Here is a 24,265-nt window from a genome sequence, read left to right as displayed (position 1 = left end):
CTTATAGACCAAGCCGCTGATTCTCGTATATAATGCGCGCAACTTCCTTGGGGTGGGTATAGACCACCTCATGGCCTGCGCCTTCAATCACATCCTGTTTGGCAGAACGGTTGATCTCTGCCAGCCGTCCGATGGTGTCGCAGGGGACGATCATGTCGTCCCGTCCCCAGATCGCCAGAACCGGCAGGCCTTGTTGGTTGAATGTCTTCTGCTCCGGCGCAAAATCCTCGCGCAGGATACCCTGCATCGCTGCCAAATTTGAGGGTGCATGCCCCTGTCTGCGGCTCTGCGCGCGTTGGGCCTTTTGCACCTCTTCCGGTGTGCGCGGATCGGCCAGCACCCGGTTCACATAGCGGCGGGCAACGATTGGATAAGACCAACGCAGCATCAGATTCTTGACCCCATGCGGACGCTTTCTGAACTGCGCCATTGGCCCACGCGGCTCGTGCAGACCCACAGGGGTGATCAGGATCAAGCTGCGGATCCGCCAGACATTGGCGGCGGCATAGGCGGTCGCAATCGCGCCCCCCGCAGAATGCCCAACAAGGACAAAATCCTCGACGATCCCTTCAAAGGCGAGCAGATCATTCAACTGCTGCAGGAAAAACTCCCGATCCTGAACGCCGGGCACGTAATCGGAATACCCCCGCCCATAAAGATCATAGAGCAGCACCCGGTACCCCATCTCCGCCAATTGCTTGGCCAGCGGCACGAAACCCTCTGACGGGGTGGTGATCCCATGCACGCAGACCACCACCGGTCCGCGCAACGGCCCAATCCAGCGGTAATGTGTCTGCCCCTGCGACAGTTCGGCAAAATCGCCCGGCGCATCCGATCGCATCGCCTCATTCAGCGGCCGGCGCAACGCTTCTTGCAATGCAGGCAGAAACAGCAGGGCGATCACAAGCAGGGCAGCGCAGAGGAACCAAATCATGTATTGCGGGTCCAAAGATCCAGAATATGACGGCTGGTCATCAGGTCCAGATGAGCGCCACCACCGTTTTTAAACAAGGTTATCGCCTCAGGGTTGTAGCCCGTAAATCTATCGATATTGTAAAAATCCGCCAAGACCTCTTCGCGGCGCAATGCCCCCGAGGCCAGCGGGATCTTAAACTCGCCGATATGGTCCAGCGTGGTGTCGAAACTGTCGCAATAGATCTGCGCGCGGTGAAGTGCGGCGTCATCGGCCTCACGCATATCCGGGCGATACGCGCCAATCATATTGAGGTGCTGCCCCGGACGCAGCCACTCCCCCCGGATTACCGGTTCGGTCGACATGGTGCAGGTCAGGATGATGTCCGCAGCCCCGACCGCCTGCGCCAGATCGGTGGCAACAGTAACCCCTGCATAGTCCTGCGCCAACGCCTCGGCCTTGGCGGTGGTGCGGTTCCAGATCCGGATCTGGGCGTCTGGCCACACCGCGGAAAACGCCTCGATCAGGCTGGCCGCCACGGTGCCTGCCCCCACGATCAGTATTGCCTCGGCGTTGGGGTTAGCCAGCCTGCGCGCGCCCAAGAGGCTGTCGCCTGCGGTCTTCCACTTGGTCACCAGATGGAAATCCACCAGTGCCTCAGGCTGGCCGGTTGCATCGTCAAAGAGGCTCACGGCGCCATTGATCATCGGCAGCTCTCGGGCGGGATTGTCTGGAAAGATCATCGCTGTTTTCACCGCGATCCCCAGACCGTCAATCCAGGCCGAACGCGACAGCAGCGTATCCTTGCCGCGATAGAGAAACGTATCGCCCACCTCGGCCTTGGGGCGGCTGTGCCCCTCGGCCAGTGCATCCGTAAGCGCCACCCAATCGAGCAGCGCCTCGCCCTCGTCAAAACCGATCTGAGGCAGGCTCATCGGGCGTCCTCTTCGCTCAGCAGCCCTTCCTCCACCAGCCGCGCAGCCCAAGTTTCCGGGTGGTCAAACAGATGGGTTTTCCAGCCCCGCACCGCCGCTGCGGTGATGTTTTCGGGGCGATCATCCGTAAACAACAGCTCCTCGGGGCGGCGTCCGGTGCCCTGTTCCAGATGCGCGTAAATCTCCGCATCCGGTTTGATGCAGCGCAGATGCGCCGACACAAAGGCCTGATCGAACTCGCGCAGGAACGGATAATGGGTCTGCGCAATCACAAAGGTCTCTGCCCCGAAATTCGTCAGCGCATAGACCGGCACCCCCTTGGCCTTTAGGGCGCGCAGCAGCCGCACCGAATGGGGGATCTCGGGGCTGGCCATCTTGATCCAGCTGTCATGCCAATGGCGGATTTCCTCCGCCCACTCCGGGTGTTTTTCCGCCAGCCCATAGATTGTCTCGCGAAACGGATGGCCACGATCCACATCAAGGTTCGCCCCGTGCAGATCCACCTCCTTAAAGAGCGCATGGCGACGTGGCTCTCCGATCAATGTGTCAAAGAAGCGCTCAGGCTCCCATTCAATCAGAACACGACCAATATCAAAGACGACAGCGGTAATGGGCATAAGTTCAGGGCCTTTCTAGCCGGAGGAACGGGGACGCGGGCGCGGCGGCGGGCCGGGCGTGCGGGTCTCACGCCAAAGAGAAACAAGCCCCGCGCCGATAATCAAGGCCGAGCCAAGCCAAACCGAAGGTTCCGGCCATTCCGCAAAAACCAGTACCCCCCAAACCACAGCCAGCGGCATGGCGACATATTCAAACGGCGCCACCAGCCCGGCCTCGCACATGCGGTAGGCCTGACCGACCAGATAGCCCCCGATGGCACCGGACACGCCGGCAACGGCGAAAATCGCCCACTCGAGGCCCTCGGGCCAGGCCCAGGGTTTCAGCACCACATCCAGCACCGGCGTGCCCGTGGCCCAGCCACCATGGCCAAACACCACTCCCGCCAGCGCGCTGATCACCAAAAACGCAAACGTTGGATAAAACGACAGCGTCGCGGCCTTGTCCGACCCGCCCGCCCGCCGCGTCAGAATATGCAGCGTCGCATAGCCGCAAGAGCCAAAAAACGGCAGCAAAGCATAGGGTTGAAAGGCATCCAACCCCGGCTTCACAATCACCAGAATGCCGCTGAAACCCACCATCACCGCCCCCCAGCGCCACGGTCCGACGCGCTCCTTCAAAAACAGCACCGAAAGCAATGTCACGATCAGCGGTGTGGCAAATGAGATCGCAATCGCCTCCGCAAGCGGCAATACCGCAAGGCCCGAGAAAAAGCTGATATTGGCAAAAAGCACCGCCAGGCTGCGCATCACATGCAGGCGGATGTTTTGTGTGCGCAGGATCTTATAGCCCCCCTCTAGGGGGATAATGATCACAAAGAGCAGCGACAACGCCACCACAGAGCGGATGAACACCATCTGATAGAGCGGATAGCCTTGGGAGAGGAACTTGAACGTGACATCAATGATGGAAAAGGACACCGCCGCACCGACAGCGGCAAGGATACCTAAAACATTGGAATTTATCAGTGATATACGCATCATGTGCACTCCCCGGAATGTTCTCGCGCAGGACTGCATTTGGGGCAATCAGAATGGCACTGGGGTACAATTTTTACCCGATGTACCAATCCTGATTTCAGGACAACACCCCCCTCTTCTAACGCCAAATATCCCGGAGCGCGAGGCAGAGCCTCGCATCCCCGTTGCGCCCCAAGCGCACGCTGGGCTTATGAAATCCTAAACCCACAAGGCTATTGTGACCCGGATCGCGATCATCCGCCGGACTTAAAACCTTCGGCATCAGGAACCGGCTTCCCTTTCTGGGGAGCAGTGCAGAGATAACGTTGAGCACGCGGGGAGATATCCCCGGCCACCTCCGCCTTTTGTGGCGGCGCCGCCATCTTTATCCAGACCCTTTCGCCTGACGATCCGGGCAGATTTCGAAAGACCGTAAGCCCAGAGCGACCAAATCAGCACAAGCGCACCGGATGCCATGGGGCAGGCCGGATATGCGTCGTGCCGTCTTTGGTCAGACCTCAGACCAACACGGCAGAATATCGCCCTCTGCCGGGGTCGCTTTGTAAACCGCGCGCGCAATCGCCCGTGCAAGACACAGCGAGCCTGCATGACACAGCGCCAGCATATCCGCCGCGGGATCATTGAGCGGCTGCGCCCCGGTGGCCGCGGCAAAGACCAGATCCCCATCATGTGGCCCGTGCGAGGGTAGAATGGCGCGGGCCATACCGTCATGGGCTGTGGTCGCCAAACGCTTGGCCTCAGCCTTTGTCAGCACCGCATCGGTGGCGACAATTGCAATGGTGGTGTTGGACCCCTCAGACGAGACCGCCTCGCCTGCAAGTGCCGCCATCGCCTCCATTTTGCGACTGCGCAGGCTGCGCCCGAGGCCCGCGCGGGGATCGGGGCCAAGCCCGCCAAACTCACCGTCGATCTCAAAAGGCGCGGCCCAGAAATGGCGCTCGCCCGGTGTGGTTACCGACCCGATCGGATTGACCACCACCAGCGCGCCGACCGTGTGGCCGCTCTCCAGCACCAGCGAGGCAGACCCAAGCCCGCCTTTCTGCATCCCCGTCAGCGCACCGGTGCCTGCGCCAATGCTGCCGAGGGCAAACTCCGCGCCCGCATTGTCCAATGCCGCGCGTCCCAAAGCCGGATAGGGGTTTTGCGTCCAGCCCTTATCGCCACCATTCAGCAGGTCAAAAATGATGGCCCCCGGCGAGATTGGCACAATCGCTGGACCAAGGCGGAAACCGCGCCCCATGGCACGCAGCCCGTCCACCACGCCCGAGCAGGCATCCAGCCCAAAGGCAGAGCCGCCGGACAAAACCAGCGCATCCACCGCCTGCACGGTTTTGTCGGGCGCGAGCAGATCGGTTTCCCGCGTGCCGGGCGCCCCCCCCATCACATGCACTGCCGCCGTAAAGGGCTGATCCGCCGTCAGCACCGTGGTGCCTGATTTCAGCCGTGCATCCTGGGCATTGCCGACCTTCAGGCCAGCGACATCGGTAACGAGATTACGGGGACCGGGTTTCATGAGGGGGCGTCCTGTCGTGATGAACGGTTATCAAGCGGAGCGCCCGTTCCGGGCGCGCAGGTTCAGCGCTGGCGCGCCGTTTGGCGTTTGCGGCAACTGTCCGCAGGTTGGCCCGCTAAACGCCCAGACGCAATTGCAAAATTCAGTCGCCGTCCACACGCCCGCGCATGGATTTGACCTCGGCGCGGGTTTTCTTGGCCTTGAGGCGGCGTTCAACGCTGCCTCGGGTGGGTTTGGTGGCGATGCGGCGCTTGGGTTTTATCAAGGCGCGGCGGATCAGCTCTGCGAGGCGTTCGCGGATGATCTCGCGATTGCGCGCCTGCGAGCGGGTCTCGTCACATTGCAGGATCAGCGCGCCGTCGTTGGTCCAGCGCCGCCCGGCAATGCGGCGCAGGCGGGTTTTGACTGGGCCGGGCAGATGCGGCGAGCGTTCGGCCTCAAAGCGCAGCTCGACAGCCGATGAAACCTTATTGACGTTCTGCCCACCGGGGCCAGAAGCGCGCATGAAGCTCTCGGTCAGTTCCCAATCTTGCAGGGTGATATCGTCGTTTATGCGTAGCATGGGCGGACCATAGAGCATGTCGTGCAAAAGTGGGAACCGGTTTTGCGCCCCCCCCGGATAAGCGCCATCAGGGAAAGTGCATCTGACGCGGGACTGTGACCCCACTCTGTCAGCACCGCATCGCTCCAGAGCACGGTTGGCACTCACAATATGCTGACCACGCACGGACCACACACGGAAAAGGGCCGCTCCAGATGGTGCGGCCCTTCCGAAAGTCTATGAGAGCAAAGGCAGGTTAGGGTGCTGTCAGCGCTGTATCAGCCTGTGCAGACCCAGCCGGTTGGCCGCTGCCAGAGAGGGCTGCCTCAGTGGCGGACCGCTCCGGTGGTTGCTGCTCCTTGCTCCAATCCCTTTCTTGACACTGGATCACCTCCTTTTCTCACTGTTTCTGTTGCCATCAGGTTGGCACGGAAAAGGCAGATCACCAAATGAAATCCGCGCGAAATCACGCCTCGGTGAGGTGAGATTGCGTCAAACGCGCAACAATCAGACGGAAGGGGATCAGCGCGATCAGCGCCAGCGACAGCTTTACCAGCCAGTCGGCCACGGCCAGCGACACCCAAAGCGGTGCAACCGGGCCTGCGCCCAGAAGCGGCAGCATCTCACCGGCCCATGAGACGTCATTGGCGGGCTCAATGAAGGTCAGCGCGCCGGAGAAGGCGATGGTGAAGAAGATCGCGGTGTCGAGCGACGATCCGATCAGCGTGGAGGCCAGCGGCGCACGCCACCATTTGCCACCACGCAGGCTGGCAAAGATCGCCACGTCCGACAGCTGCGCCAGCAGGAAGGCCAGACCAGAGGCAATGGCGATCCGCAGGGTCACCAGCGGGCCAAACTCGCCCATGATCTGCGTGCCAATGAGCGAACAGATCACGCCGACGACAAAACCGGCCAGCACGACTTTGCGCGCGGGGCCTGCGCCATAGACGCGGTTGGTCACATCGGTGACGAGGAAGGCAATGGGATAGGTAAACGCGCCCCAGGTCAGCCAGTTGCCAAACAGGAATTGCACGAGGATGTTGGAGGCCACCACGACGGCAGCCATGGCGAGAACGCCAGGAAGATAGGTGCGGGTCATGTATATTACCGTTTTTTAGACAAGGTCGCGGAGACTTGTGCACCCCATTCGGAGCGCGAAAGATCGCTTCGTTTATGCAGATCTTAAGGTGAATGCAAGCGATTCCCCCTGTTTTTATGGGGCGATCCGCATCAGGGTCGGTCGGGCAGATCGTATTCGACCAGTTCCGTGCGCTGCACCCAAAAGAAATTGTCATCCGAAATCATGGTTGCGCGCAGCGAGCCGGATGCGGTGCGCCAGACGCTGACGCCTTCGAGATTGTCGTGCATGGCGAGGGGCGTATTCAGCAACACCTCTCCACCACTCAGACCCTGATCCGACAGATCGAAACGGCGCAGGCGGCTGCGGAACCCGATGGTGATGAATTTGCGCTCCAGCACATATAGCGCGCCATCCGGGCCGAAATCAGCGCCAACCGGCAAAAACCCATCGCCTTCGGGATATGCGCCAAGGGCCTGCCAACCGGAGGGGGCGGACCAGCGCCAGACGCGCGAGGTCTCTGGGTCCCTTGGCGCACTTTCAGAGATGACAACCAGCCCGTCATCGTCGCGATAGGCCAGCGCCTCGAGAGAGGAGTTGATGTAGAACTGTTTGAAATCGCGCGGTGTTTCGAGCTGGCGCACCTGCGCGCCACGATACTCCAGCACCCGATGCGGGCTTTCGAACGACACGAAATACCTGTCGCCACCGGTCAGCGCGAGGCCCTCGCTGTCCTCGACCTTATCGGCAATCGGCGCCCCATCCGCATCGCGCAGCCGGACATCTTCGGTCATCCGAACGCCCGTTATCGCCCCGTCGGTGCGGGTGATCTCGCCTTTGACCATATGCGCGCGGTCGGTGATCGCGGTAAAGCGCTGGCCATCGTCACTAAGATCAATCCCCGAAAGCCCGCCAAACCATGGAGCGTCCTCCTGCCAGCGATAGCTGGAGACATAGGTCGCGCTATTGCTTTCGGCGTGGGTCACTTTCCAGACGGTGGATGCCGCCCATGCCGCCGCGCAGAGCGCGACGATCAGGGCAGCAGAGAGCGAGGCTAGTCGGACGAGAGAACGGCGGCGCATTGTTGTGGAAGATCCGATAGGGTGTAGTCCCTGCGCGGTTTAGGCTTTGGCGCGTTCGGGTCAACCGGTTTTGGCGGCGGAGGGTTAAGGATGTTGGCGACCCACTCGCGGGCGTCATCACAGCCATCCCCGCGCGGGGGCGGATCCTGCTCGACGCACCCACGGGTACCTTTGGGGCAATTGAGCCGCACATGGAAGTGGTAGTGATGCCCCCACCATGGCCGAATTTTGCGCAGATAGCTGCGGTCTCCGGTCTCGGTATCGCACATTTTGACCTTGGCGCCGGGGAAGACAAAGATCCGCGCCACACGCGGGTCCGATGCAGCGGCTTTCAGAATGGCGTGGTGCTGGGCGCTCCAATTGGAGTTCACATAGGCCCCGCTGGCGCGCCGCAAGGAAATAGACGAGATGTTTTCGCGTGCCTCGCGGCTCAGATCGAGCCGATCCGGCGGCAGCATCCAGATATCGGCATCCAGACCGATCTGGTGGCTGCGGTGCCCGGACAGCATCGGCCCACCGCGCGGCTGACTGATGTCACCGACATAGAGCCCCTTCCAGCCCGGTTGACGCGCGGCAAAACGGCTTAGATCCTGAATGAAATCAATGACCTCAGGATGCCCCCAATTGCGATTGCGGCTGAGGCGCATGGCTTGCCAAGTGGGGCCTGTCTCGGGCAATTGCGCGGCACCAGCGACGCAGCCTTTGGAGTAAGATCCATAAGGCGCAGGGCGCTGGGCAGAGGCGGAGCGTTTCGCACCGAACAATTGCTTGGCAAGCGCGGTGGAGTTCACCGCCTTATTGGCGAATGTGGAAACCGATGTGGGCTGGCTTTTTTGTTCTGGGGCACATGCGCCCAGCACAAAAGCCGCCAATGCTATCTGTATGAAAAACCTCAAACCTGATCTCCTTCACCATCGACCCGAGACAATAACAACAGACCAAGGGCAAAGAGCGCAATCACCGGTGTAATGCCAAGGCGCGCACTGCCCGTAAGTGTTGTCATAAGGCCGATCAACGCAGGCGCCAAAAACGCTGTGGCTCGGCCGGAAAGCCCATAAAGTCCAAAGGCTTCGGTGGCGGTTTCTGGGGTTGTGTGACGCACCATCAGGGTGCGGCTGGTGGCCTGCAAGATTCCGCCGAAACCACCGATCAGCACGCCGCACGCAAAAAAGACCTGATCCGGCAGGCTTGATCCCTCTGCCAAAGCGACGCCAAAGATCCGCGTGCGCGACATATTGACGACGATCAGGCAGACCAGGCTCAGCACCAGAATGGCCGTGACAATCACCGGTTTGGGGCCAAAGCGTTTGTCGGCAAGCCCACCCGCCCAGCTGAACAGCGCGGCAGAGATCGCGGCGATAATGCCGAAGATACCAATCTGGGTGATCGACCAATCGAGCACCAACCCCGCATAGACGCCGCCAAACCCATAAAGCCCATTGAGTGCGTCGCGATATAGCATCGAGGACACCAGATAGCTGGTGAGGCTCTTGCGATGTTTCAGCCCCTTGACCGAGGTGACCACCATCGACACCGCCCGACCAAGGCTTGCGCTGCCGCGTCGGGGACCGCGTGGGTCGCGCACCCATGCAAAATAGGGGATCATAAAGAGCGCAAACCAGATCGCCACAAAGGGGCCCACCGCGCGGGTGCCCTCGCGCGCGCTGGCGTCGAGGCCCAGAACCGGGTCTAGGCCGATCAGCGTCTTGCCGCTGTCTTGTTCAACGAACAACAACAGCATGATAAACAGCGCAATCACCCCGCCGAGGTAGCCAAAAGCGAACCCCGAGCCTGACACCTGTCCGACCTCTTCTTTGGTGCCGAGCGAGGGCAGCTGCGCATTGACAAAGATCAGCGCAAACTCCGCGCCGATAAAGCCGACGCCGAAACTAATGAGCATCCACCACAGGTTGCTGCCCGCCGGATCCATGAACCACAGCCCCGCCGAGCCCGCCACATAGGCCACAGAAAATCCGATGATCCACGGCAGTTTGCGCCCGGCAATATCGGCCAGCGCCCCAAGGAAGGGCGCCGAGAGGCCGATAATCAGCCCGGTGATCGTAAGGCAGAGCGACCAGCTCGATTGTGCCTGCGCGCGGGCGGCCTCGCCGCTCAGGCCCGAGGCAAGGAAATATTCGGTCGCGGTTGCCGCAAAGAACGGGCCAAAGACGAATGTCACCAGCAGCGTGTGATACGGTTGGCTGGCCCAGTCGAAAAACCACCAGCCCCAGATGCGTTTTCGCAGGGAAATGCCCTGTGCTGCCGAAAGGTCTGCCATAACTGCCCTCAAATGCCTCAATGCACTGTTTGGTCTAGCTATGGCAGGGGTCAGGAGGCGCTTGCAAGCCTCACGTCGTCTCTCCCGGCATCTTCATCCGCCATCGGCGGCCAGGGGCGTTTGTCTTCCGCGTCGCACCACGCCTGCACCCAATCGGGCAGGGTGGGGCTATTGATGTCCTGTTTCCACGCCTTGATGACACGTTCGGGTGGCACGATGCCGTTCTTGTCGGTCACCACCGTGCGCAAGAGTGCGTGGTTGGCGCAGTCGCCGTTCGCCTTCCACATGCCCTGTTCCACATAGATAAAGCGCGCGTCCCAGCCGATGGCGCGGCTTTTCATTTCAAACCGTTCAAAGGCTTTGATGCGGCGGCGATAGCGGATCGAGGTGCCCGCCACGGCCACGGCCCAGCCTTCGCGTTTTAATACTCCGGCAAGCCCGGTGCGCAGGGTCAGCATCGTGCGCCCCAGATCATAAAGCGTCAGCGTGCGGCCATTGTTCAGCTCCATCCAGATGTCGATATCCCACGGCCAGCAGTGATGGCGCGACACATGGGTGTCGAGCGGCGCAAGGCGCGGCTGGCGGCTGGCAATCACGGCATCTTTTAACAGGCGGACTATCGGGTACATCTGAACGCTCCGGTTTACATCACCTCTACATGCCACCTGTTCACCACACGTCAACCTAAGACCTCGCGGAAGGGTTGCGAAATCTGCGCGTCACGCCTACCTGTGGTGCGGTTCGAAAGAGGAAAGTTCAAAGATGCAGTCGCTGTTTCAAATTCTGATGCTGGTTCTGGACATTGTCTGGTTCTTCATCATTGCCCATGTGATCATGAGCTGGCTGATCAATTTCCAGGTGCTGAACCTGAACCAACAGTTCGTGGCGCAGATCTGGTATGGCTTGAACCGTATTCTTGAGCCGATCTACGCGCCGGTGCGCCGCATCCTGCCCAATATGCAGGGGCTCGATCTGGCCCCGCTGGTGGTGCTGATCGGTGTCTATGCGCTGCGCATCATCTTGGTGAACAACGCGGCGATCTTCTACTAGCGCCTGCGCCAATTGACCGCTGCGGCCCGCGGCGGGTCTTGCCCCCCGATTCCAGCTGTGGGATTGTGCCGCTCATAACCTGAGCAGACCAACCCACAGGCCCCCTATGCACGACGCAATCCCCCTGTTGCGCGATATCTTTGGATTCGACGGCTTTCGCCCCGGACAGGAAGAGATCGTCGACGCCGTGAGCGCAGGCGAAAACGTGCTGGCGATCATGCCCACGGGGGGCGGCAAATCCCTGTGTTTCCAACTGCCTGCGCTCAGGCGGCAGGGCATCACAGTGGTGATTTCGCCGCTCATCGCGTTGATGCGCGATCAGGTCCGCGCCTTGCAGGAGGCCGGTGTCTGTGCCGGGGCGCTCACCTCTGGCAATACCGAGGAAGAGACCGAAGCGGTCTGGAACGCCATCGAGGCGGGCGAGCTGAAGCTATTATACATGGCGCCCGAACGGCTGGCCGCAGGCAGCGCCATGGGGATGCTGCGCCGCATTGGCGTGTCGCTTATCGCGGTGGACGAGGCGCACTGCGTCAGCCAATGGGGCCATGATTTCCGCCCGGATTATTTGCGCATCGGCGAGTTGCGCCGCGCGCTGGGCGTGCCGCTGGCGGCCTTTACCGCGACGGCGGATCAGGAAACCCGAGCTGAGATCGTCCAGAAGCTCTTTGATGGCGAGGCCCCGCGCGCCTTTCTGCGCGGCTTTGACCGGCCCAATATTCACCTCGCCTTTGCCGCCAAGGACAGTCCCCGCAAACAGATTTTGGAGTTCGCCGATGCGCGGCGCGGCCAGTCGGGCATTGTCTATTGCGGCACCCGCGCTAAGACCGAGGACATCGCCCGCGCGCTGGAGGCCTCGGGCCATGTGGCGTGTCACTATCACGGCGGTATGGAGGCCGAGGACCGCCGCATCGTGGAAACCCGCTTTGCGCGCGAGGACGGGCTGATCGTGGTGGCCACGGTGGCCTTTGGCATGGGCATCGACAAGCCCGACATCCGCTGGGTGGCTCATGCGGATCTGCCCAAGAGTATCGAGGCCTATTATCAGGAAATCGGCCGCGCCGGGCGGGATGGGGCGCCCGCCGAGACGATGACGCTGTTTGGTCCCGAAGACATCCGCCTGCGCCGCAACCAGATTGACGAGGGGCTTGCGCCGCCCGAACGGCGCGGCGCGGATCATGCAAGGCTCAATGCCTTGCTGGGACTGGCGGAGGCAATGACCTGCCGGCGTCAGACCTTGCTGGGGTATTTCGGCGAAGAGGCGCAGCCCTGCGGCAATTGCGATCTCTGTGATGTGCCGGTCGAGACGTTTGACGGCACCACCGCCGTGCGAAAGGCGCTCTCGGCCATTCTGCGCACCGAGGAGACCTATGGCGCGGGGCATCTCATTGATATTCTGATCGGCAACGCCAATGACCGCGTGCGTCAGAAGGGGCATGACGATCTGTCGGTCTTTGCCTGCGGGCGCGAGCATTCAAAGCCCGAGTGGCAGGCCATCTTCCGGCAGATGATGGGGCGTGATCTGGTGCGGCCCGACCCGGAGCGCCACGGCGCGCTCAGGATGACCGAACCCGCGCTGCCGATCCTGCGTGGTGAGGACAGTATCACCCTGCGCAAAGACACCATCAAATCCGCCACCCGCCGCCCGGCGGTCAAGGCGCTGGTTTCGGATGAGGATGCGCCTCTCTTGTCGGCGCTGAAGGCCAAGCGGCGTGCCCTGGCCGAGGCGCAAAAAGTCCCGGCCTATGTGATCTTTCCCGACCGCACATTGATCGAGATGGCGGAAAAACGCCCGCAAAGCCTGGATGAGATGGCGCGCATTTCCGGCGTTGGGGCAAAGAAACTGGACCGCTACGGCGATGAGTTCCTTGGGGTGATCACCGGCGAAGCCGAAGCGCTGCACCCGGCGCGGCGCAAGCTGGCGGGGCGGGCGCAGGGGTCAATTTACGATACACTTCTGGAAGTGCAGGCGCGGTTGCAACGCGGCGAATGCGGCACCCAGAAGCCGCTGACCTGTTCGGCCTCGCAATTGGCCAAGGTGGCGCAGATGCGCAGTGACGATGAGACGGGGCTGGAGCGGCTGCTGGGGGAGCGCCGCGCGCAACGCTTCGCCTCGGCGTTTCTGGATGTCTTGCGCGGCGCGGGATAGGGCGTCGCCCAGAATTGACCGGGACCTGCCGCAGCAGTGCTTGGCACCCGTGCGAATTGCGTTACAACTCTGTGCAAAAGCGATCCCGAAGGAGTGCAGCCGTTGATCATTATCGTGTCCCCCGCAAAGAAACTGAACGAAGAGCGTGCGCGTGGTCATGCGCAAACGGTGCCGCGGTTCCTTGATGAGGCGGCAGAGCTGGCCGCAGTGGCGCGTGAGTGGTCCGAGGATGAGATCGCCAAATTGATGGGGATCAGTGCGACACTCGCCAAGCTCAATAAAGAGCGGTTTCAGGCGTGGAATGGCGATGGGACCTGCGCAGCGGGGCTGATGTTTGACGGTGACGTCTACAAGGAGCTGGAGCCAGCTACATTTGACGATGTGACCAAGGACGCCGCACAGCGGCGGCTGCGCATTCTGTCGGGGCTATACGGTCTGTTGCGTCCCACGGACGCCATCGAGGCCTATCGCCTTGAAATGGGGCGCAAAACACCGGGGCACCCGGCCGGGACGCTCTATGGGTTCTGGGGCGATAAGATTGCCGCCGCCATCGTGGAAGAGGCCCGCGAGCTGGGCGTCGGCAGCGTCCTGAACCTCGCCTCTGAGGAATATGCCAAGGCGGTGCCTCCCAAAGCGCTGGGCGATCTGACGCTGATCAGCCCGCGCTTTGAGGAGGAGCGCGGCGGCAGCCGTAAAGTGATCGGCATTGCCGCCAAACGGGCGCGCGGCGCGATGGCGCGCTGGGTGCTGGAGAATGGCATCACTGAGGCCGATGATCTGAAGGGGTTCACGGTTGGGGGCTATGCGTTTGATGCGGAGGTTTCGCAGCCGCAGCGCCCGATTTTTGTGCGGGGCTGATCCGTGGACGACCTCGACCGCCGGATCATCGCGGCTTTGCAGCACAACGCGCGTGAATCCACCACCAAACTGGCGGCAAAGCTGGGGGTGGCGCGCACCACCGCGCATGAGCGCATCACCCGGCTGGAGGAGCGCGGTATCATCGCGGGCTACACCGTGGTGCTGCGCGATCCCGACGAGGGCAACCGGGTCATGGTGGTGGTGCTGTTGGAAGTGCAGCAAAAGGAAACCGGCCGCATTATCAAGCGGCTGGAGTCCTACCCGGAAATTCGCCAGTGCCTGTCGATCAATGGCGAATACGATCTGATGGTTTCGGCCGAGGCGCCGCGGATCGAGGATCTGGACATTCTGGTCGATGAGGTGGGCCGCATTCCGGGCGTGCAGCGCACCAATACGCTGGTGGTCTTTGGCCGCCGGATTGATCGCGTTTGAACGATATGACGATTGATCCGTCATTTTGGCGCGATTTTACGTCACTCCGACAATCCTGACCCTACAAAACGAACAATTTAACCTGCACGCTGGTCTCAAAGAGGAGGTGCAGGTCACATGCAATGGAACATCTGTGTCGTGGGCGCGGGCAAGATCGGTCAGGCGATTGCCACGTTCCTGAAAACATCCGCCAATTATCAGGTCACGCTTGCGGATCATGATCTGAACGCGCTGAGCGCGGTTGCGGATCTGGGCGTGCCGACCCGACAGATCGACGCCAAGGATCCGGTGGATCTGGCAAAGGGGCTTCAGGGTTTTGACGCGGTGATTTCTGCCGCGCCGTTCTTCTTGACGCCAATGATAGCTGAGGCCGCCAAAACGGCGGGCGCGCATTATTTCGACCTCACCGAGGATGTGGCCGCAACCGATGCGGTGCGCAAGCTGGCCGAAGGGAGCAAGACGGTATTCATGCCCCAAAGCGGCCTTGCGCCCGGTTTCGTGGGCATCGCAGGCGCGTCACTGGCGGCAGAATTCGACGAGCTGGACAGCCTGCACATGCGGGTGGGCGCGCTGCCGAAGTTTCCGACCAACGCGTTGAAATATAATCTCACATGGTCCACCGACGGGCTGATCAACGAGTATTGCAACCCCTGCGATGCCATCGTGAATGGCGCGCGCACCAAGACCGCGCCGCTCGAAGATTACGAGCGTCTGAGCCTTGATGGGGTAGAGTATGAATGCTTCAACACCTCGGGCGGGCTTGGCACCCTGCCGGAGACGCTGGAGGGCAAGGCGCGGGCGGTCTCGTATCGGTCGATCCGCTATCCCGGCCACTGCGACATCCTGAAAATGCTGCTGCATGATCTGGGGCTGGAACGCCGCCGCGACCTGATGAAAGAGATTTTCGAGAGCGCATTGCCGCGCACCGATCAGGACGTGGTGCTGGTCTATTGCACTGCGCGGGGCCGCATCAATGGTGAGCTGCGTGAAAAGAGCCTGATCAACAAGAGCTATTCCCGTCAGATCGGCGGCAAGACATGGAGCGCGATCCAAGTGACCACCACCGCAGGCGTGCTGGGTGTGGTGGATCTGGTGCGGCGCGGCGAGCTGCCCACCAGCGGTTTTGTGCGTCAGGAGCAGGTGAACCTTCTGGCGTTCCTTGAGACTGAATTTGGCCAGCTCTACCGGGCGGGCGACATTGACCACATGACAGACACAACAAAATTGGCAGCTGAGTGATGAAAGACATGGCACAAACAGCAGACGATATCCTGAAGAACCTCGACCTCACAGCAGCAGAGCTGAGCGGTGGCAGCCGCGCGGTGCGCTCGCCCATTGATGGCAGCACGCTGGCTGAGGTCCACGACACCCCCGCAGGCGAGATGCCCGCCATTCTGGAACGCGCGCAGTCCGCGTTTAAGGCATGGCGCGTGGTGCCGGCCCCGCGTCGCGGTGAGCTCATTCGCCTGCTGGGTGAGGAACTGCGCGCCGCCAAGGATGACCTTGGCGCGCTGGTCAGCTGGGAAGCGGGCAAGATCACCTCTGAGGGCCTTGGCGAAGTACAGGAGATGATCGACATCTGTGACTTTGCGGTGGGTCTGTCGCGCCAGCTTTATGGTCTGACGATTGCCTCGGAACGTCCCGGTCACAGCATGCGTGAAACATGGCATCCGTCGGGGCCTGTGGGCGTGATCTCGGCGTTCAACTTCCCGGTTGCGGTCTGGTCGTGGAATGCGGCGCTGGCGATTGTCTGTGGCGATCCGGTGATCTGGAAACCGTCGGAGAAAACACCGCTGACGGCGCTGGCCTGCACCAAGATCTTTGAACGCGCGGTGAAACGCTTTGGCGAGGATGCGCCCGAGGGCCTGCTGCAGACCCTGATCGGCGATGCGGAACTCGGCAAGGTGCTGGTCGCCAGCCCATCCGTTCCGGTGATTTCGGCCACGGGGTCGACCCGCATGGGCCGCGCGGTGGCACCTGTGGTGGCAGAGCGGTTCGGCAAATGCATTCTCGAACTTGGCGGCAACAACGCGATGATCGTGGCCCCCTCGGCGGATCTGGAAATGGCGGTGCGGGCAATTGTGTTCTCTGCCGTGGGCACCGCCGGTCAGCGCTGCACCTCGCTGCGACGCCTGATCGTGCATAACTCCATCCGCGAGGATCTGGTGAAACGCCTGAAGGCCGCCTATGCCGGTCTGCCGATTGGCGACCCGCAAGCCGAGGGCACGCTGGTTGGCCCGCTGGTGGACGAGGCCGCAGGGGATGCGATGACCTCGGCGCTGAAGGCGGCCGAGAGCGAGGGCGGCACCGTGCATGGTGGCGCGCGCGTCACTGAGGGTGTGCCCGCAGGCGGTGTCTATATGGCGCCCGCTATCGTCGAGATGCCCGGTCAGAGCGCGTCGGTCAAAGAAGAGACCTTTGCGCCGATCCTATACGTCATGGGCTATGACGATTTTGAAGACGCGGTGGAGATGCAAAACGACGTGCCGCAAGGGCTGAGTTCTTGCGTGTTCACGCTCAATATGCGCGAGGCGGAGAGTTTCCTCACCGCTGCGGGTTCTGATTGTGGCATTGCCAACGTCAACATCGGGCCGTCGGGTGCGGAAATTGGCGGTGCTTTTGGCGGCGAGAAGGAAACCGGTGGTGGGCGCGAGAGCGGCTCTGACGCGTGGAAATCCTACATGCGCCGCCAGACCAACACCGTGAACTATTCGGCGGAATTGCCGCTGGCGCAGGGTGTGAAGTTCGACATCTAAGGTCGGGCCGGTCCTGATTTGGCTGTCGCGCAAGCGGCAGCCACGCGCCCGCCAGAGTGCGGCGGGACACGCTGTGTGATGGTAACGAGTGTCTGAGGGTCTCCCTCCCTGCCCAATGCGGCGGGGAGGTTTCTGTTAATCTGCCGCGATGGCAAAGCTCTCGACCGGCTGCGAGACATTGTGCAGCTTCACATGTCCCAGCGGCTTGGCCTCGGCGGTCTCCGTCAGGATGTCGCGCGACACCACGATGCGGTGGCCAATGGTCTTGCCGTAATCGCCCAGACGTGCAGCGATATTGGCGGCCTGACCGATCACGGTGAAATCCAGCCGCTCCTGCGAGCCGATATTTCCATAAAGCACCGATCCAGAGGCAATCCCGATGGCGCAGTCCAGATTGGGCAGCGACGGGCAAGGGGTGATTTCTGCCAGCGCCGCGACAATGGCCCGTGCGGCCCGGAGCGCCTGCGCGCGGGCTTCGGCCGGGTTCTGGCCTGCCGGGAACACCGCCAGCACCGCGTCGCCGATGAACTTCAGCACCTCACCGCCGTTTGCGTGCACCACATCGGAGGTGGTCTCGAAGAACCTGTTCAGCAGCTTGATGTATGTGTCGCGCGGCAGGGTTTCTTCGAGCAGGGTGGAGCCGCGCAGATCGCAGAACATGATCGCGGCGTCGATCTCATCGCCCTCACCCCGGCGGATGTTGCCCCCAAGCACCCGCGCACCGGAGCGTTTGCCCACATAGGTTTCCAGAACGGCCTGCGCGTTTTCACGCTGCATGAAGACCTCGTAATAGCGCGCGATCACCGCAGAGCATTCAAAGATCAAGCCCAGATCAGCAGTGCTAAAGCCATCAGGGGTGTCCGAGGCGACGGTCAGCACATTGATCCGCCCGTCCGAGAACGGCAGCGGCATGGCGACATAGTCGGTCATGCCGCGGCCGCGCAGATCGCGCAGGATCGGGAAGTCCTCGGGCGGGGTCGCGCCGGTCAATCGGTAGCGCAGCCCGCCAAGCCCCTTGGACACATGGCGCAGCGGAGAGTTCTTGAACTCCGGCTTTTCGTGGATCTCGTAGGAGGGCGAAAATGTCTCCACTCCCGGTACGCCTTTTTCCCACAGGTAATGGTGGCCCGCGATCCGGGGATGCAGGGCCCAGGCGAGGATGGTCAGGCGGCTGACGGGCAGGCCCTGTTCGTGCAGTTTGGCGACGAAGGCCTGGGTGAACTCCTCGGGCGAGGGCAGGAAGGCCGCCTCGCGCAGGAGCCAGTCCACCAATGGGCCGGAGATATTGCCATCATCGGGCGCTTGCAGTCGGTTTGGGCCCAGATCCAGCCGGTCGAGCGCCTCGGGGATGAAGCCGATATGGCCCTTGATCTGGCGCGCCTCGGGCAGGGTTTCGTCATAGCTCCAGACCGCGCTGCACAGCTCCTTCTTGCCGGGCAGGATCAGGTCGCGGTAATGGGCGGTGCCCTTAAAGGGGCAGAATGTGGTCTTGCTGCAGGCCTTGTCCATATCCACCAGCAGGTCTTCCTTGGGGAAATAGACCACGGGGGAGAGGCGGGTTTCATACATCACCTTGGCACGGATGCTCTGCGCGAGCAGCGTGTCGCCGTAATAGGCCGCAACCGGGCCGTCCAGTTGTTCCACAAGGATACCGTAACCGCTGCGCGGCGAGACCTGAATGTTCATGGGGTGTATCTGTCCAAAGCTAGCCTTCCTAATATGGGAAGGTTTGCGGCAGATTTCCAGCCCCTTCGCCCGCAGCGGGGATCACATTTGAGGGATTGCGCCGTGCGCTGCACGTCGCCGGGGGGCAGGCCACGCCTTCGGCGCGGCCTGCCGGGCCCAACGGGCGGATGGGAATTTTCAATTCACAGACGACGGGCGGGAGCGCCCCGCCCCCGCCTTTTGCGTATCCGGAGTGACGGAGGGGGACCGGGGCGGGTGTCACACCATACGGATCACATCCTTGTTGATCGCCAGCACATAGCCGCGTTTGGCGATGTTCTTGACCAACAGTTCGCTGATCATCTGATTGCCCAGCGTGTCGCGCAGGCGTTTGATCCGCGTGGCCCCGGCGGCCTCTTCGCAGTCACTGCTGGATTTGCCGGAGATCACCGCCTCGATTTCAGCGCCCGAGAGCACATCATCGTCGAGCCGCGCCTCCGCAAGCACCGACAGCGTTTCCATCGCGGCCTTGGTGAGTTTGAAGCCCATATTGTTGAGATATACGGTGTTTTCCTCGCGGCTGATCAGCAGTTCGGTCACCTGAATCCCGGCGCGTTCGATCTGCGCCATGCGCCGGTTCAGCATCACCAGCATCGCCAGCACCACCAAAGCCGCAATCATCATCGCGGTGGCAAAGACCAAAAGCACAAAGATCACCATCCGATAGCTTGCCAGCGTGTCGGCAAAGGCGGTGCCGCTCTGGGCGAGGATCTCCAGCAGTTTGACCTCGGCCTGGGTGGTGAGGTCGTTTTCCACAAAGAGTCGTTCGATCCGGGCGTTGAACGCGTTGCCATCGGGCAGGGTCAGAAGCAGCACCGTACCCGCGATCCCCAAAAGCGCCACGATGGCGCAGATCCCGAGGGCGATCACCCGGGACCCGGCGTTGCGGACCTCAGAAACGGAGAAAGTTGGATCCGGCATCCGCTTTCCTTTTGTCGAGCCCCTCGGGGCCAAAAACGGACAGGACGTTCAGAAGCGTCCAGCCTGCGCGTTGCAGACGGGCGGCCACCTCATCGCGGGCGGCGGATTTGGAGCAGGCCCCCGAGAGTTCCATCACACCGTAATGGAGCTTGAGCGGCTGGTCCTGCTTTGCCTTGTAATCGGCATAGCACCCGGCCGCATGCGCGGGCTGCGCGAGGGCTGCGAGGAGCAGCAGAAGGGCGGGAATTTTGCGAATGTGTGTCATGTGTTCATCATGCAGTCGGTGCCGCTGATATTCAATGACAACAGGGTGTTGGGGCGCTGATATTTGATAACAAGCGGGCGTTATTGCCTGTCTGAAGCGCTCGGGGCGAGGCTTGGGGCATCCGGTTGATTGCCAACCGTCACATCCACCCACATAGGATAAATCGATATGACCCGCCTCGCGTCTTCTTCCCGTAATCTCCACCGTAAATTCATTGCCGCCGTGATTGCCACGGCCATGGCGATCACTGGATTCTCTGCCGCGCCTGCCCGCGCCGACAGTGATGATATTGCCAAGTTCATCGCAGGGGCTGCGATTCTCGGCATCATTGGCGCTGCGATCAATGACAGTAAGAAAGACCGCCGCCGCCCGCCCCATGTTGACCCGACACCACGTCCAAAACCGCTGCCGCCGCGCGTGCGTCGCTATGACCTGCCGGCGCAATGTCTGACCAGCATTCGGGTGCGCGGTAAGGACCGCAACCTCCTCGGCATGCGCTGCCTGCGTCGCAACTACGACTATGTGCGCGAGCTGCCGAACCGCTGCTATGCGGAGTTCGACAACCGCAATCAGAGCCGCCGTGGCTACCGTCCGGGCTGCCTGCGCAAACACGGATACCGTCTGGTGCGTCGATAAGCGCCAACGGTGAGGTTCGAGAGCAGTCAACTGGGGCGCATCCTGCGCCCCTTTTTTGTGCCGAAACCCTTGCGCGGCACGGTGAAACGGGGGCAGTGAAGGGCATGGATACTCCGGATTTATCATTAGAGCAGATCGCCTTGTCGCGCGGTTACACGCGGATTGCAGGTGTCGATGAGGTCGGGCGTGGCCCATTGGCAGGGCCAGTGACGGCGGCGGCTGTGGTGTTGGACCTTGCGGCGCTGCCAGAGGGGCTCAACGATTCCAAGAAGCTGACGCCACGCAGGCGTGCGGCGCTGGAACCAGAAATCATGGCGCGGGCGAGTTACGCGGTGGCGCATGCCTCGGTGGAGGAGATCGACCACCACAATATCTTGCGTGCGTCGCATCTGGCGATGGAGCGCGCGGTGGCCGCCCTCGACCCACAGCCGGATTACCTGTTGATCGACGGAAATCTGATCCCGCGCGATTTGCGCATTCCGGCCGAAGCGGTGGTCAAAGGGGACGGTCGATCCTTGTCAATTGCTGCGGCGTCAATTCTGGCCAAAGAAGCACGCGATCGCATCATGGTGGATTTAGCGCAACAGTTTCCGGGATATGGTTGGGAGCGAAATGCGGGCTATCCGTCGAAACAACACCGCGAGGCGCTCATAAAAATAGGGGTTACCCCTCACCATAGAAGGTCGTTTAAGCCGGTCCACAATATCTTGTATCAAGAGTGAACCGTAGTCCGCTGATTCAAAAAACAAATTGACCTCGAATCCGGGATGAATCATCCTGTGGACAACCAGAATGAGCGCAAAAGCGCCGTGGTTATCGAGGCAGAGCAAATGAACAAAACCATCGCGAAGGGCGCCGCTACGGCGCTCCCTTTAAACACGATTCTTGATGGCGACTGTATCGAGAGGATGGCAAGCCTGCCCTCCAATTCGATCGACATGATCTTCGCGGATCCGCCCTATAATCTCCAGCTCAAAGGGCAGTTGCACCGCCCTGATAACTCCCGCGTTGATGCGGTCGACGACGAATGGGACCAGTTTTCCAGTTTCGGCGTTTATGACCAGTTCACGCGTGCGTGGCTGAAAGAGGCCCGCCGCATCCTGAAGCCCAATGGCGCGCTTTGGGTGATCGGGTCCTACCACAATATCTTCCGTGTGGGCTCTGCCTTGCAGGACGAGGGTTTTTGGATCCTGAACGATGTGGTGTGGCGCAAGTCTAACCCGATGCCGAACTTCCGTGGCAAACGCTACACCAACGCCCATGAGACGATGATCTGGGCGTCGAAATCCGAGGGTGCCAAATATACCTTCAACTATGAGGCGCTGAAGGCGCTGAATGAGGGCATCCAGATGCGCTCGGATTGGGTGATGCCGATCTGTACCGGCCATGAGCGTCTGAAAGATGCAAATGGCGACAAGGCGCATCCGACCCAGAAGCCCGAAGCGCTGTTGCACCGTATTCTGGTGGGCTCCACCAACCCCGGTGATGTGGTTCTGGACCCGTTCTTTGGCACTGGCACCACCGGTGCGGTGGCCAAGATGCTGGGACGCGAGTTCATCGGCATTGAGCGCGAAGAGAGCTACCGCAAGGTTGCCGAAGAGCGCATCAAGAACGTGCGCAAATTCGACCGCGAGGCGCTGCAGGTCTCTGCCTCCAAACGGGCAGAGCCGCGGGTTCCTTTTGGCCAGCTGGTCGAGCGCGGTATGCTGCGTCCGGGCGAGGAGCTTTATTCGATGAACCGTCGCCACAAGGCAAAGGTGCGCGCGGATGGCACCCTGATCGGCGACAATATCAAGGGCTCGATCCATCAGGTGGGCGCGCATCTTGAGAACGCGCCGTCCTGCAATGGCTGGACCTACTGGTGCTTTAAGAAGGACGGGAAAACCGTTCCGATCGATGTGCTGCGCCAGCAGATCCGGGCTGAAATGCAGGCCTGATCGGCACTTTAGCCAAATTCCGAATTTATTCGAACGCCGACAGCGCGCTGCCTCAGGGTTCAGCGCGCTGCACCTTGCCCCGCCGATTTGGCGGGGTTTTTTGCATGTTTTGCGACAATTGGCGCGTGTAACCTGCCCGCCATATACCTATTTAGGGGCAAGCCGTTTCATACAATAAAATCCTCAAGGGAGGGCCGGATGGCTGAAGCCACCACCACCGCACCCGTTGCTGCTGCGCGCGCATCCAGTGATCCGATATTGCAGGATGACGCGCTGGAGACAAAACACATCCGCGAGGCGCTGGAGGAACACAAAAGGCGCGGCGTGGAGATGGCGGTTCTGGCGCGCTGGATCATTATGCCCATCGTCGCGGTCTTTCTGTTTTCGGTCTACCCGCATCCCTCGCAGCTTTATTATGTCGCGCTTCTCGGGGTGCTGTGCATCAACGGGTTCTTTATCCGCCGATTTGCGCGGGTGGGGCGGTCGCATGCGGAGGTCGGATTGATCATGTTCGACCTTGTGCTGATGACATTCGGCATGGTGTTTCCCAATCCCTTCAGCCCCAGCGAGATGCCGGTACCGATCCTCTATCAGTATGATAACTTTATGTATTTCTTTATCATTCTGGCAGCGGGCACATTGGCCTATAGCTGGCGCACGGTGCTGGGGATGGGGCTTTGGGCCAGTGTGATCTGGCTCGGCGGATCGGGGCTGATGTGGCTGTTTGGCACCCCAAATGAAGAGATCGCGCAGCGTCTTTCGGTGGCGCTGGCGGAGTGGCCGGAATTGCTGGAGCTTTATGATCCCAATGACGTCGGGTTTAAGTTCCGCATCCAAGAAGCGATGGTGTTCTTGATGGTGGCGGCGATCCTTGCCCAGTCCACCCGGCGGTTTTATCTGATGCTGGATCAAAACGCCGATCTGGCGCGGGAACGGGCCAATCTGTCGCGGTATTTCTCGCCCAATGTGGTGGAGCAGCTGTCGCAAAATGACGACGCATTAAGCCAGGTGCGGACCTCGCGCATTGCGGTGCTGTTTATCGATATCATCGGCTTTACCCGACTGGCAGAGCAGAAAGACGCGGTCGAGGTGATTGAGCTTTTGCGTGGGTTTCACGGGCGCATGGAGCAGGAGGTGTTTCGCCACGGCGGCACGTTGGACAAATATCTGGGCGATGGCTTGATGGCGACCTTCGGAACGCCTGTCGTCGGAGAGCGCGATGCCTCGGACGCGCTGGCCTGCGCGCGGGCGATGTGTGTGGTGCTGGATCAGTGGAATGCGGAACGTCGCCAAGCGGGCGAGCCGGAGATCCACGCCGGGATTGGCATTCATTTTGGTGAGGCAGTTCAAGGTGATATCGGTGCAAACCGGCTGGAATATGCGGTGATCGGCACGGCGGTGAACATCGCTTCCAGACTGGAGGCAATGACCCGTGTGATGCAGGCGCGGATCGTGATGAGCGACGCGCTGTGCAGGCAAGTGCATCAGGAGGGCGGCGCTGAGGCGCTGATGCAGGGCTTTACCCGCGCGGATGAGCAAAGCATTCGCGGCCTGCAGGAACCGATGACGGTCTGGGCCTTGCGCGCGCTTTGATAAGCTATTCC

General features: G+C 61.2%; 24 protein-coding genes. 10 read left to right on the top strand and 14 right to left on the bottom strand.

Features of this window, described 5'->3' with window-relative positions:
- Window position 1: 1 nt before the first annotated feature.
- From QNI81_RS12510 to QNI81_RS12460, 11 genes are all read right to left on the bottom strand, one after another.
- Window positions 2–934, bottom strand: coding sequence for an alpha/beta fold hydrolase (locus tag QNI81_RS12510; RefSeq protein WP_283966698.1), 933 nt, complete (start codon window positions 932–934; stop codon window positions 2–4).
- Complete coding sequence (locus QNI81_RS12505) at window positions 931–1,848, bottom strand: ornithine cyclodeaminase family protein (protein WP_283966697.1); 918 nt, start codon at window positions 1,846–1,848, stop codon at window positions 931–933. Before QNI81_RS12505 ends, QNI81_RS12510 begins: the two co-directional genes overlap by 4 nt.
- A complete protein-coding gene (locus QNI81_RS12500; protein ID WP_283966696.1) occupies window positions 1,845–2,465 on the bottom strand; it encodes an HAD family hydrolase in 621 nt (206 codons plus the stop codon). The genes QNI81_RS12505 and QNI81_RS12500 overlap by 4 nt, the downstream gene beginning before the upstream one ends.
- Window positions 2,466–2,480: 15 nt before the next feature.
- Window positions 2,481–3,446 (bottom strand): DMT family transporter, encoded by a 966-nt coding sequence (locus QNI81_RS12495; protein WP_283966695.1) that lies wholly within the window; start codon window positions 3,444–3,446, stop codon window positions 2,481–2,483.
- A 487-nt stretch (window positions 3,447–3,933) separates the two neighbouring features.
- Entirely contained in the window at window positions 3,934–4,956 is a 1,023-nt protein-coding gene (locus tag QNI81_RS12490; protein ID WP_283966694.1) for a P1 family peptidase, read from the bottom strand.
- 142 nt (window positions 4,957–5,098) lie between these two features.
- Entirely contained in the window at window positions 5,099–5,518 is a 420-nt protein-coding gene (gene arfB / locus QNI81_RS12485) for an alternative ribosome rescue aminoacyl-tRNA hydrolase ArfB (protein ID WP_039983379.1), read from the bottom strand.
- Window positions 5,519–5,963: 445 nt separating this feature from the next.
- Window positions 5,964–6,596 (bottom strand): queuosine precursor transporter, encoded by a 633-nt coding sequence (locus QNI81_RS12480; protein ID WP_005653983.1) that lies wholly within the window; start codon window positions 6,594–6,596, stop codon window positions 5,964–5,966.
- Window positions 6,597–6,727: 131 nt separating this feature from the next.
- Window positions 6,728–7,657 (bottom strand): esterase-like activity of phytase family protein, encoded by a 930-nt coding sequence (locus tag QNI81_RS12475; protein WP_283966693.1) that lies wholly within the window; start codon window positions 7,655–7,657, stop codon window positions 6,728–6,730.
- Window positions 7,630–8,553, bottom strand: a complete 924-nt coding sequence (gene mepA, locus QNI81_RS12470) for a penicillin-insensitive murein endopeptidase (protein ID WP_283966692.1) — start codon at window positions 8,551–8,553, stop codon at window positions 7,630–7,632. The genes QNI81_RS12475 and mepA overlap by 28 nt, the downstream gene beginning before the upstream one ends.
- A complete protein-coding gene (locus QNI81_RS12465; protein WP_283966691.1) occupies window positions 8,550–9,935 on the bottom strand; it encodes an MFS transporter in 1,386 nt (461 codons plus the stop codon). Before QNI81_RS12465 ends, mepA begins: the two co-directional genes overlap by 4 nt.
- A 50-nt stretch (window positions 9,936–9,985) precedes the next feature.
- Window positions 9,986–10,564, bottom strand: a complete 579-nt coding sequence (locus QNI81_RS12460) for an acyl-CoA thioesterase (RefSeq protein WP_114962200.1) — start codon at window positions 10,562–10,564, stop codon at window positions 9,986–9,988.
- A gap of 133 nt (window positions 10,565–10,697) precedes the next feature.
- On the opposite strand from QNI81_RS12460, the gene QNI81_RS12455 reads away from it, so the two are divergent.
- The 6 genes from QNI81_RS12455 (at window position 10,698) to amaB (ending at window position 17,177) form a co-directional block, all read left to right on the top strand.
- Window positions 10,698–10,985 (top strand): YggT family protein, encoded by a 288-nt coding sequence (locus QNI81_RS12455; RefSeq protein WP_005653999.1) that lies wholly within the window; start codon window positions 10,698–10,700, stop codon window positions 10,983–10,985.
- Between the two features lie 106 nt (window positions 10,986–11,091).
- The gene (gene recQ, locus QNI81_RS12450; protein WP_283966690.1) at window positions 11,092–13,131 is read left to right on the top strand and encodes a DNA helicase RecQ; all 2,040 of its coding nucleotides are present in this window, start codon (window positions 11,092–11,094) and stop codon (window positions 13,129–13,131) included.
- Window positions 13,132–13,233: 102 nt separating this feature from the next.
- Complete coding sequence (locus QNI81_RS12445; RefSeq protein ID WP_283966689.1) at window positions 13,234–13,989, top strand: YaaA family protein; 756 nt, start codon at window positions 13,234–13,236, stop codon at window positions 13,987–13,989.
- Window positions 13,990–13,992: 3 nt separating this feature from the next.
- A complete protein-coding gene (locus QNI81_RS12440) occupies window positions 13,993–14,421 on the top strand; it encodes an Lrp/AsnC family transcriptional regulator (protein ID WP_283966688.1) in 429 nt (142 codons plus the stop codon).
- Window positions 14,422–14,538: 117 nt separating this feature from the next.
- The gene (locus QNI81_RS12435; RefSeq protein ID WP_283966687.1) at window positions 14,539–15,660 is read left to right on the top strand and encodes a saccharopine dehydrogenase family protein; all 1,122 of its coding nucleotides are present in this window, start codon (window positions 14,539–14,541) and stop codon (window positions 15,658–15,660) included.
- Between the two features lie 8 nt (window positions 15,661–15,668).
- Window positions 15,669–17,177 carry an L-piperidine-6-carboxylate dehydrogenase gene (amaB, locus tag QNI81_RS12430; protein ID WP_283966686.1) on the top strand — a complete coding sequence of 503 codons (1,509 nt, stop codon included), beginning with the start codon at window positions 15,669–15,671 and terminating at the stop codon, window positions 17,175–17,177.
- Window positions 17,178–17,312: 135 nt separating this feature from the next.
- Here amaB and QNI81_RS12425 read toward each other — a convergent pair whose 3' ends face one another.
- From QNI81_RS12425 to QNI81_RS12415, 3 genes are all read right to left on the bottom strand, one after another.
- Entirely contained in the window at window positions 17,313–18,863 is a 1,551-nt protein-coding gene (locus QNI81_RS12425) for a DUF427 domain-containing protein (RefSeq protein ID WP_283966685.1), read from the bottom strand.
- A gap of 258 nt (window positions 18,864–19,121) precedes the next feature.
- Window positions 19,122–19,823, bottom strand: coding sequence for a winged helix-turn-helix domain-containing protein (locus QNI81_RS12420; RefSeq protein ID WP_009177547.1), 702 nt, complete (start codon window positions 19,821–19,823; stop codon window positions 19,122–19,124).
- Window positions 19,795–20,088, bottom strand: a complete 294-nt coding sequence (locus QNI81_RS12415; RefSeq protein ID WP_005624313.1) for a hypothetical protein — start codon at window positions 20,086–20,088, stop codon at window positions 19,795–19,797. Before QNI81_RS12415 ends, QNI81_RS12420 begins: the two co-directional genes overlap by 29 nt.
- Before the next feature lie 168 nt (window positions 20,089–20,256).
- On the opposite strand from QNI81_RS12415, the gene QNI81_RS12410 reads away from it, so the two are divergent.
- From QNI81_RS12410 to QNI81_RS12395, 4 genes are all read left to right on the top strand, one after another.
- Window positions 20,257–20,724 carry a hypothetical protein gene (locus QNI81_RS12410; protein WP_065321151.1) on the top strand — a complete coding sequence of 156 codons (468 nt, stop codon included), beginning with the start codon at window positions 20,257–20,259 and terminating at the stop codon, window positions 20,722–20,724.
- Between the two features lie 104 nt (window positions 20,725–20,828).
- Complete coding sequence (gene rnhB / locus QNI81_RS12405) at window positions 20,829–21,446, top strand: ribonuclease HII (RefSeq protein ID WP_283966684.1); 618 nt, start codon at window positions 20,829–20,831, stop codon at window positions 21,444–21,446.
- Window positions 21,447–21,554: 108 nt separating this feature from the next.
- Complete coding sequence (locus QNI81_RS12400) at window positions 21,555–22,661, top strand: site-specific DNA-methyltransferase (RefSeq protein WP_039983375.1); 1,107 nt, start codon at window positions 21,555–21,557, stop codon at window positions 22,659–22,661.
- A 198-nt stretch (window positions 22,662–22,859) separates the two neighbouring features.
- On the top strand, window positions 22,860–24,254 hold the full coding sequence (locus tag QNI81_RS12395) for an adenylate/guanylate cyclase domain-containing protein (protein WP_283966683.1): 1,395 nt from the start codon (window positions 22,860–22,862) through the stop codon (window positions 24,252–24,254).
- Window positions 24,255–24,265 lie beyond the last annotated feature (11 nt).

This window comes from Tritonibacter sp. AK171 (genome assembly GCF_030127025.1).
Classification (GTDB): Bacteria; Pseudomonadota; Alphaproteobacteria; order Rhodobacterales; family Rhodobacteraceae; genus Epibacterium; species Epibacterium mobile.
This window is presented reverse-complemented; position numbering and strand designations above follow the sequence as displayed.

Coding starts and splice junctions, on each gene's coding strand:
- QNI81_RS12510 (WP_283966698.1), bottom strand. CDS start 934: ATGATTTGGTTCCTCTGCGCTGCCCTGCTTGTGATCGCCCTGCTGTTT.
- QNI81_RS12505 (WP_283966697.1), bottom strand. CDS start 1,848: ATGAGCCTGCCTCAGATCGGTTTTGACGAGGGCGAGGCGCTGCTCGAT.
- QNI81_RS12500 (WP_283966696.1), bottom strand. CDS start 2,465: ATGCCCATTACCGCTGTCGTCTTTGATATTGGTCGTGTTCTGATTGAA.
- QNI81_RS12495 (WP_283966695.1), bottom strand. CDS start 3,446: ATGATGCGTATATCACTGATAAATTCCAATGTTTTAGGTATCCTTGCC.
- QNI81_RS12490 (WP_283966694.1), bottom strand. CDS start 4,956: ATGAAACCCGGTCCCCGTAATCTCGTTACCGATGTCGCTGGCCTGAAG.
- arfB (WP_039983379.1), bottom strand. CDS start 5,518: ATGCTACGCATAAACGACGATATCACCCTGCAAGATTGGGAACTGACC.
- QNI81_RS12480 (WP_005653983.1), bottom strand. CDS start 6,596: ATGACCCGCACCTATCTTCCTGGCGTTCTCGCCATGGCTGCCGTCGTG.
- QNI81_RS12475 (WP_283966693.1), bottom strand. CDS start 7,657: ATGCGCCGCCGTTCTCTCGTCCGACTAGCCTCGCTCTCTGCTGCCCTG.
- QNI81_RS12465 (WP_283966691.1), bottom strand. CDS start 9,935: ATGGCAGACCTTTCGGCAGCACAGGGCATTTCCCTGCGAAAACGCATC.
- QNI81_RS12460 (WP_114962200.1), bottom strand. CDS start 10,564: ATGTACCCGATAGTCCGCCTGTTAAAAGATGCCGTGATTGCCAGCCGC.
- QNI81_RS12455 (WP_005653999.1), top strand. CDS start 10,698: ATGCAGTCGCTGTTTCAAATTCTGATGCTGGTTCTGGACATTGTCTGG.
- recQ (WP_283966690.1), top strand. CDS start 11,092: ATGCACGACGCAATCCCCCTGTTGCGCGATATCTTTGGATTCGACGGC.
- QNI81_RS12435 (WP_283966687.1), top strand. CDS start 14,539: ATGCAATGGAACATCTGTGTCGTGGGCGCGGGCAAGATCGGTCAGGCG.
- amaB (WP_283966686.1), top strand. CDS start 15,669: ATGGCACAAACAGCAGACGATATCCTGAAGAACCTCGACCTCACAGCA.
- QNI81_RS12425 (WP_283966685.1), bottom strand. CDS start 18,863: ATGAACATTCAGGTCTCGCCGCGCAGCGGTTACGGTATCCTTGTGGAA.
- QNI81_RS12420 (WP_009177547.1), bottom strand. CDS start 19,823: ATGCCGGATCCAACTTTCTCCGTTTCTGAGGTCCGCAACGCCGGGTCC.
- QNI81_RS12415 (WP_005624313.1), bottom strand. CDS start 20,088: ATGACACACATTCGCAAAATTCCCGCCCTTCTGCTGCTCCTCGCAGCC.
- QNI81_RS12410 (WP_065321151.1), top strand. CDS start 20,257: ATGACCCGCCTCGCGTCTTCTTCCCGTAATCTCCACCGTAAATTCATT.
- rnhB (WP_283966684.1), top strand. CDS start 20,829: ATGGATACTCCGGATTTATCATTAGAGCAGATCGCCTTGTCGCGCGGT.
- QNI81_RS12400 (WP_039983375.1), top strand. CDS start 21,555: ATGAACAAAACCATCGCGAAGGGCGCCGCTACGGCGCTCCCTTTAAAC.
- QNI81_RS12395 (WP_283966683.1), top strand. CDS start 22,860: ATGGCTGAAGCCACCACCACCGCACCCGTTGCTGCTGCGCGCGCATCC.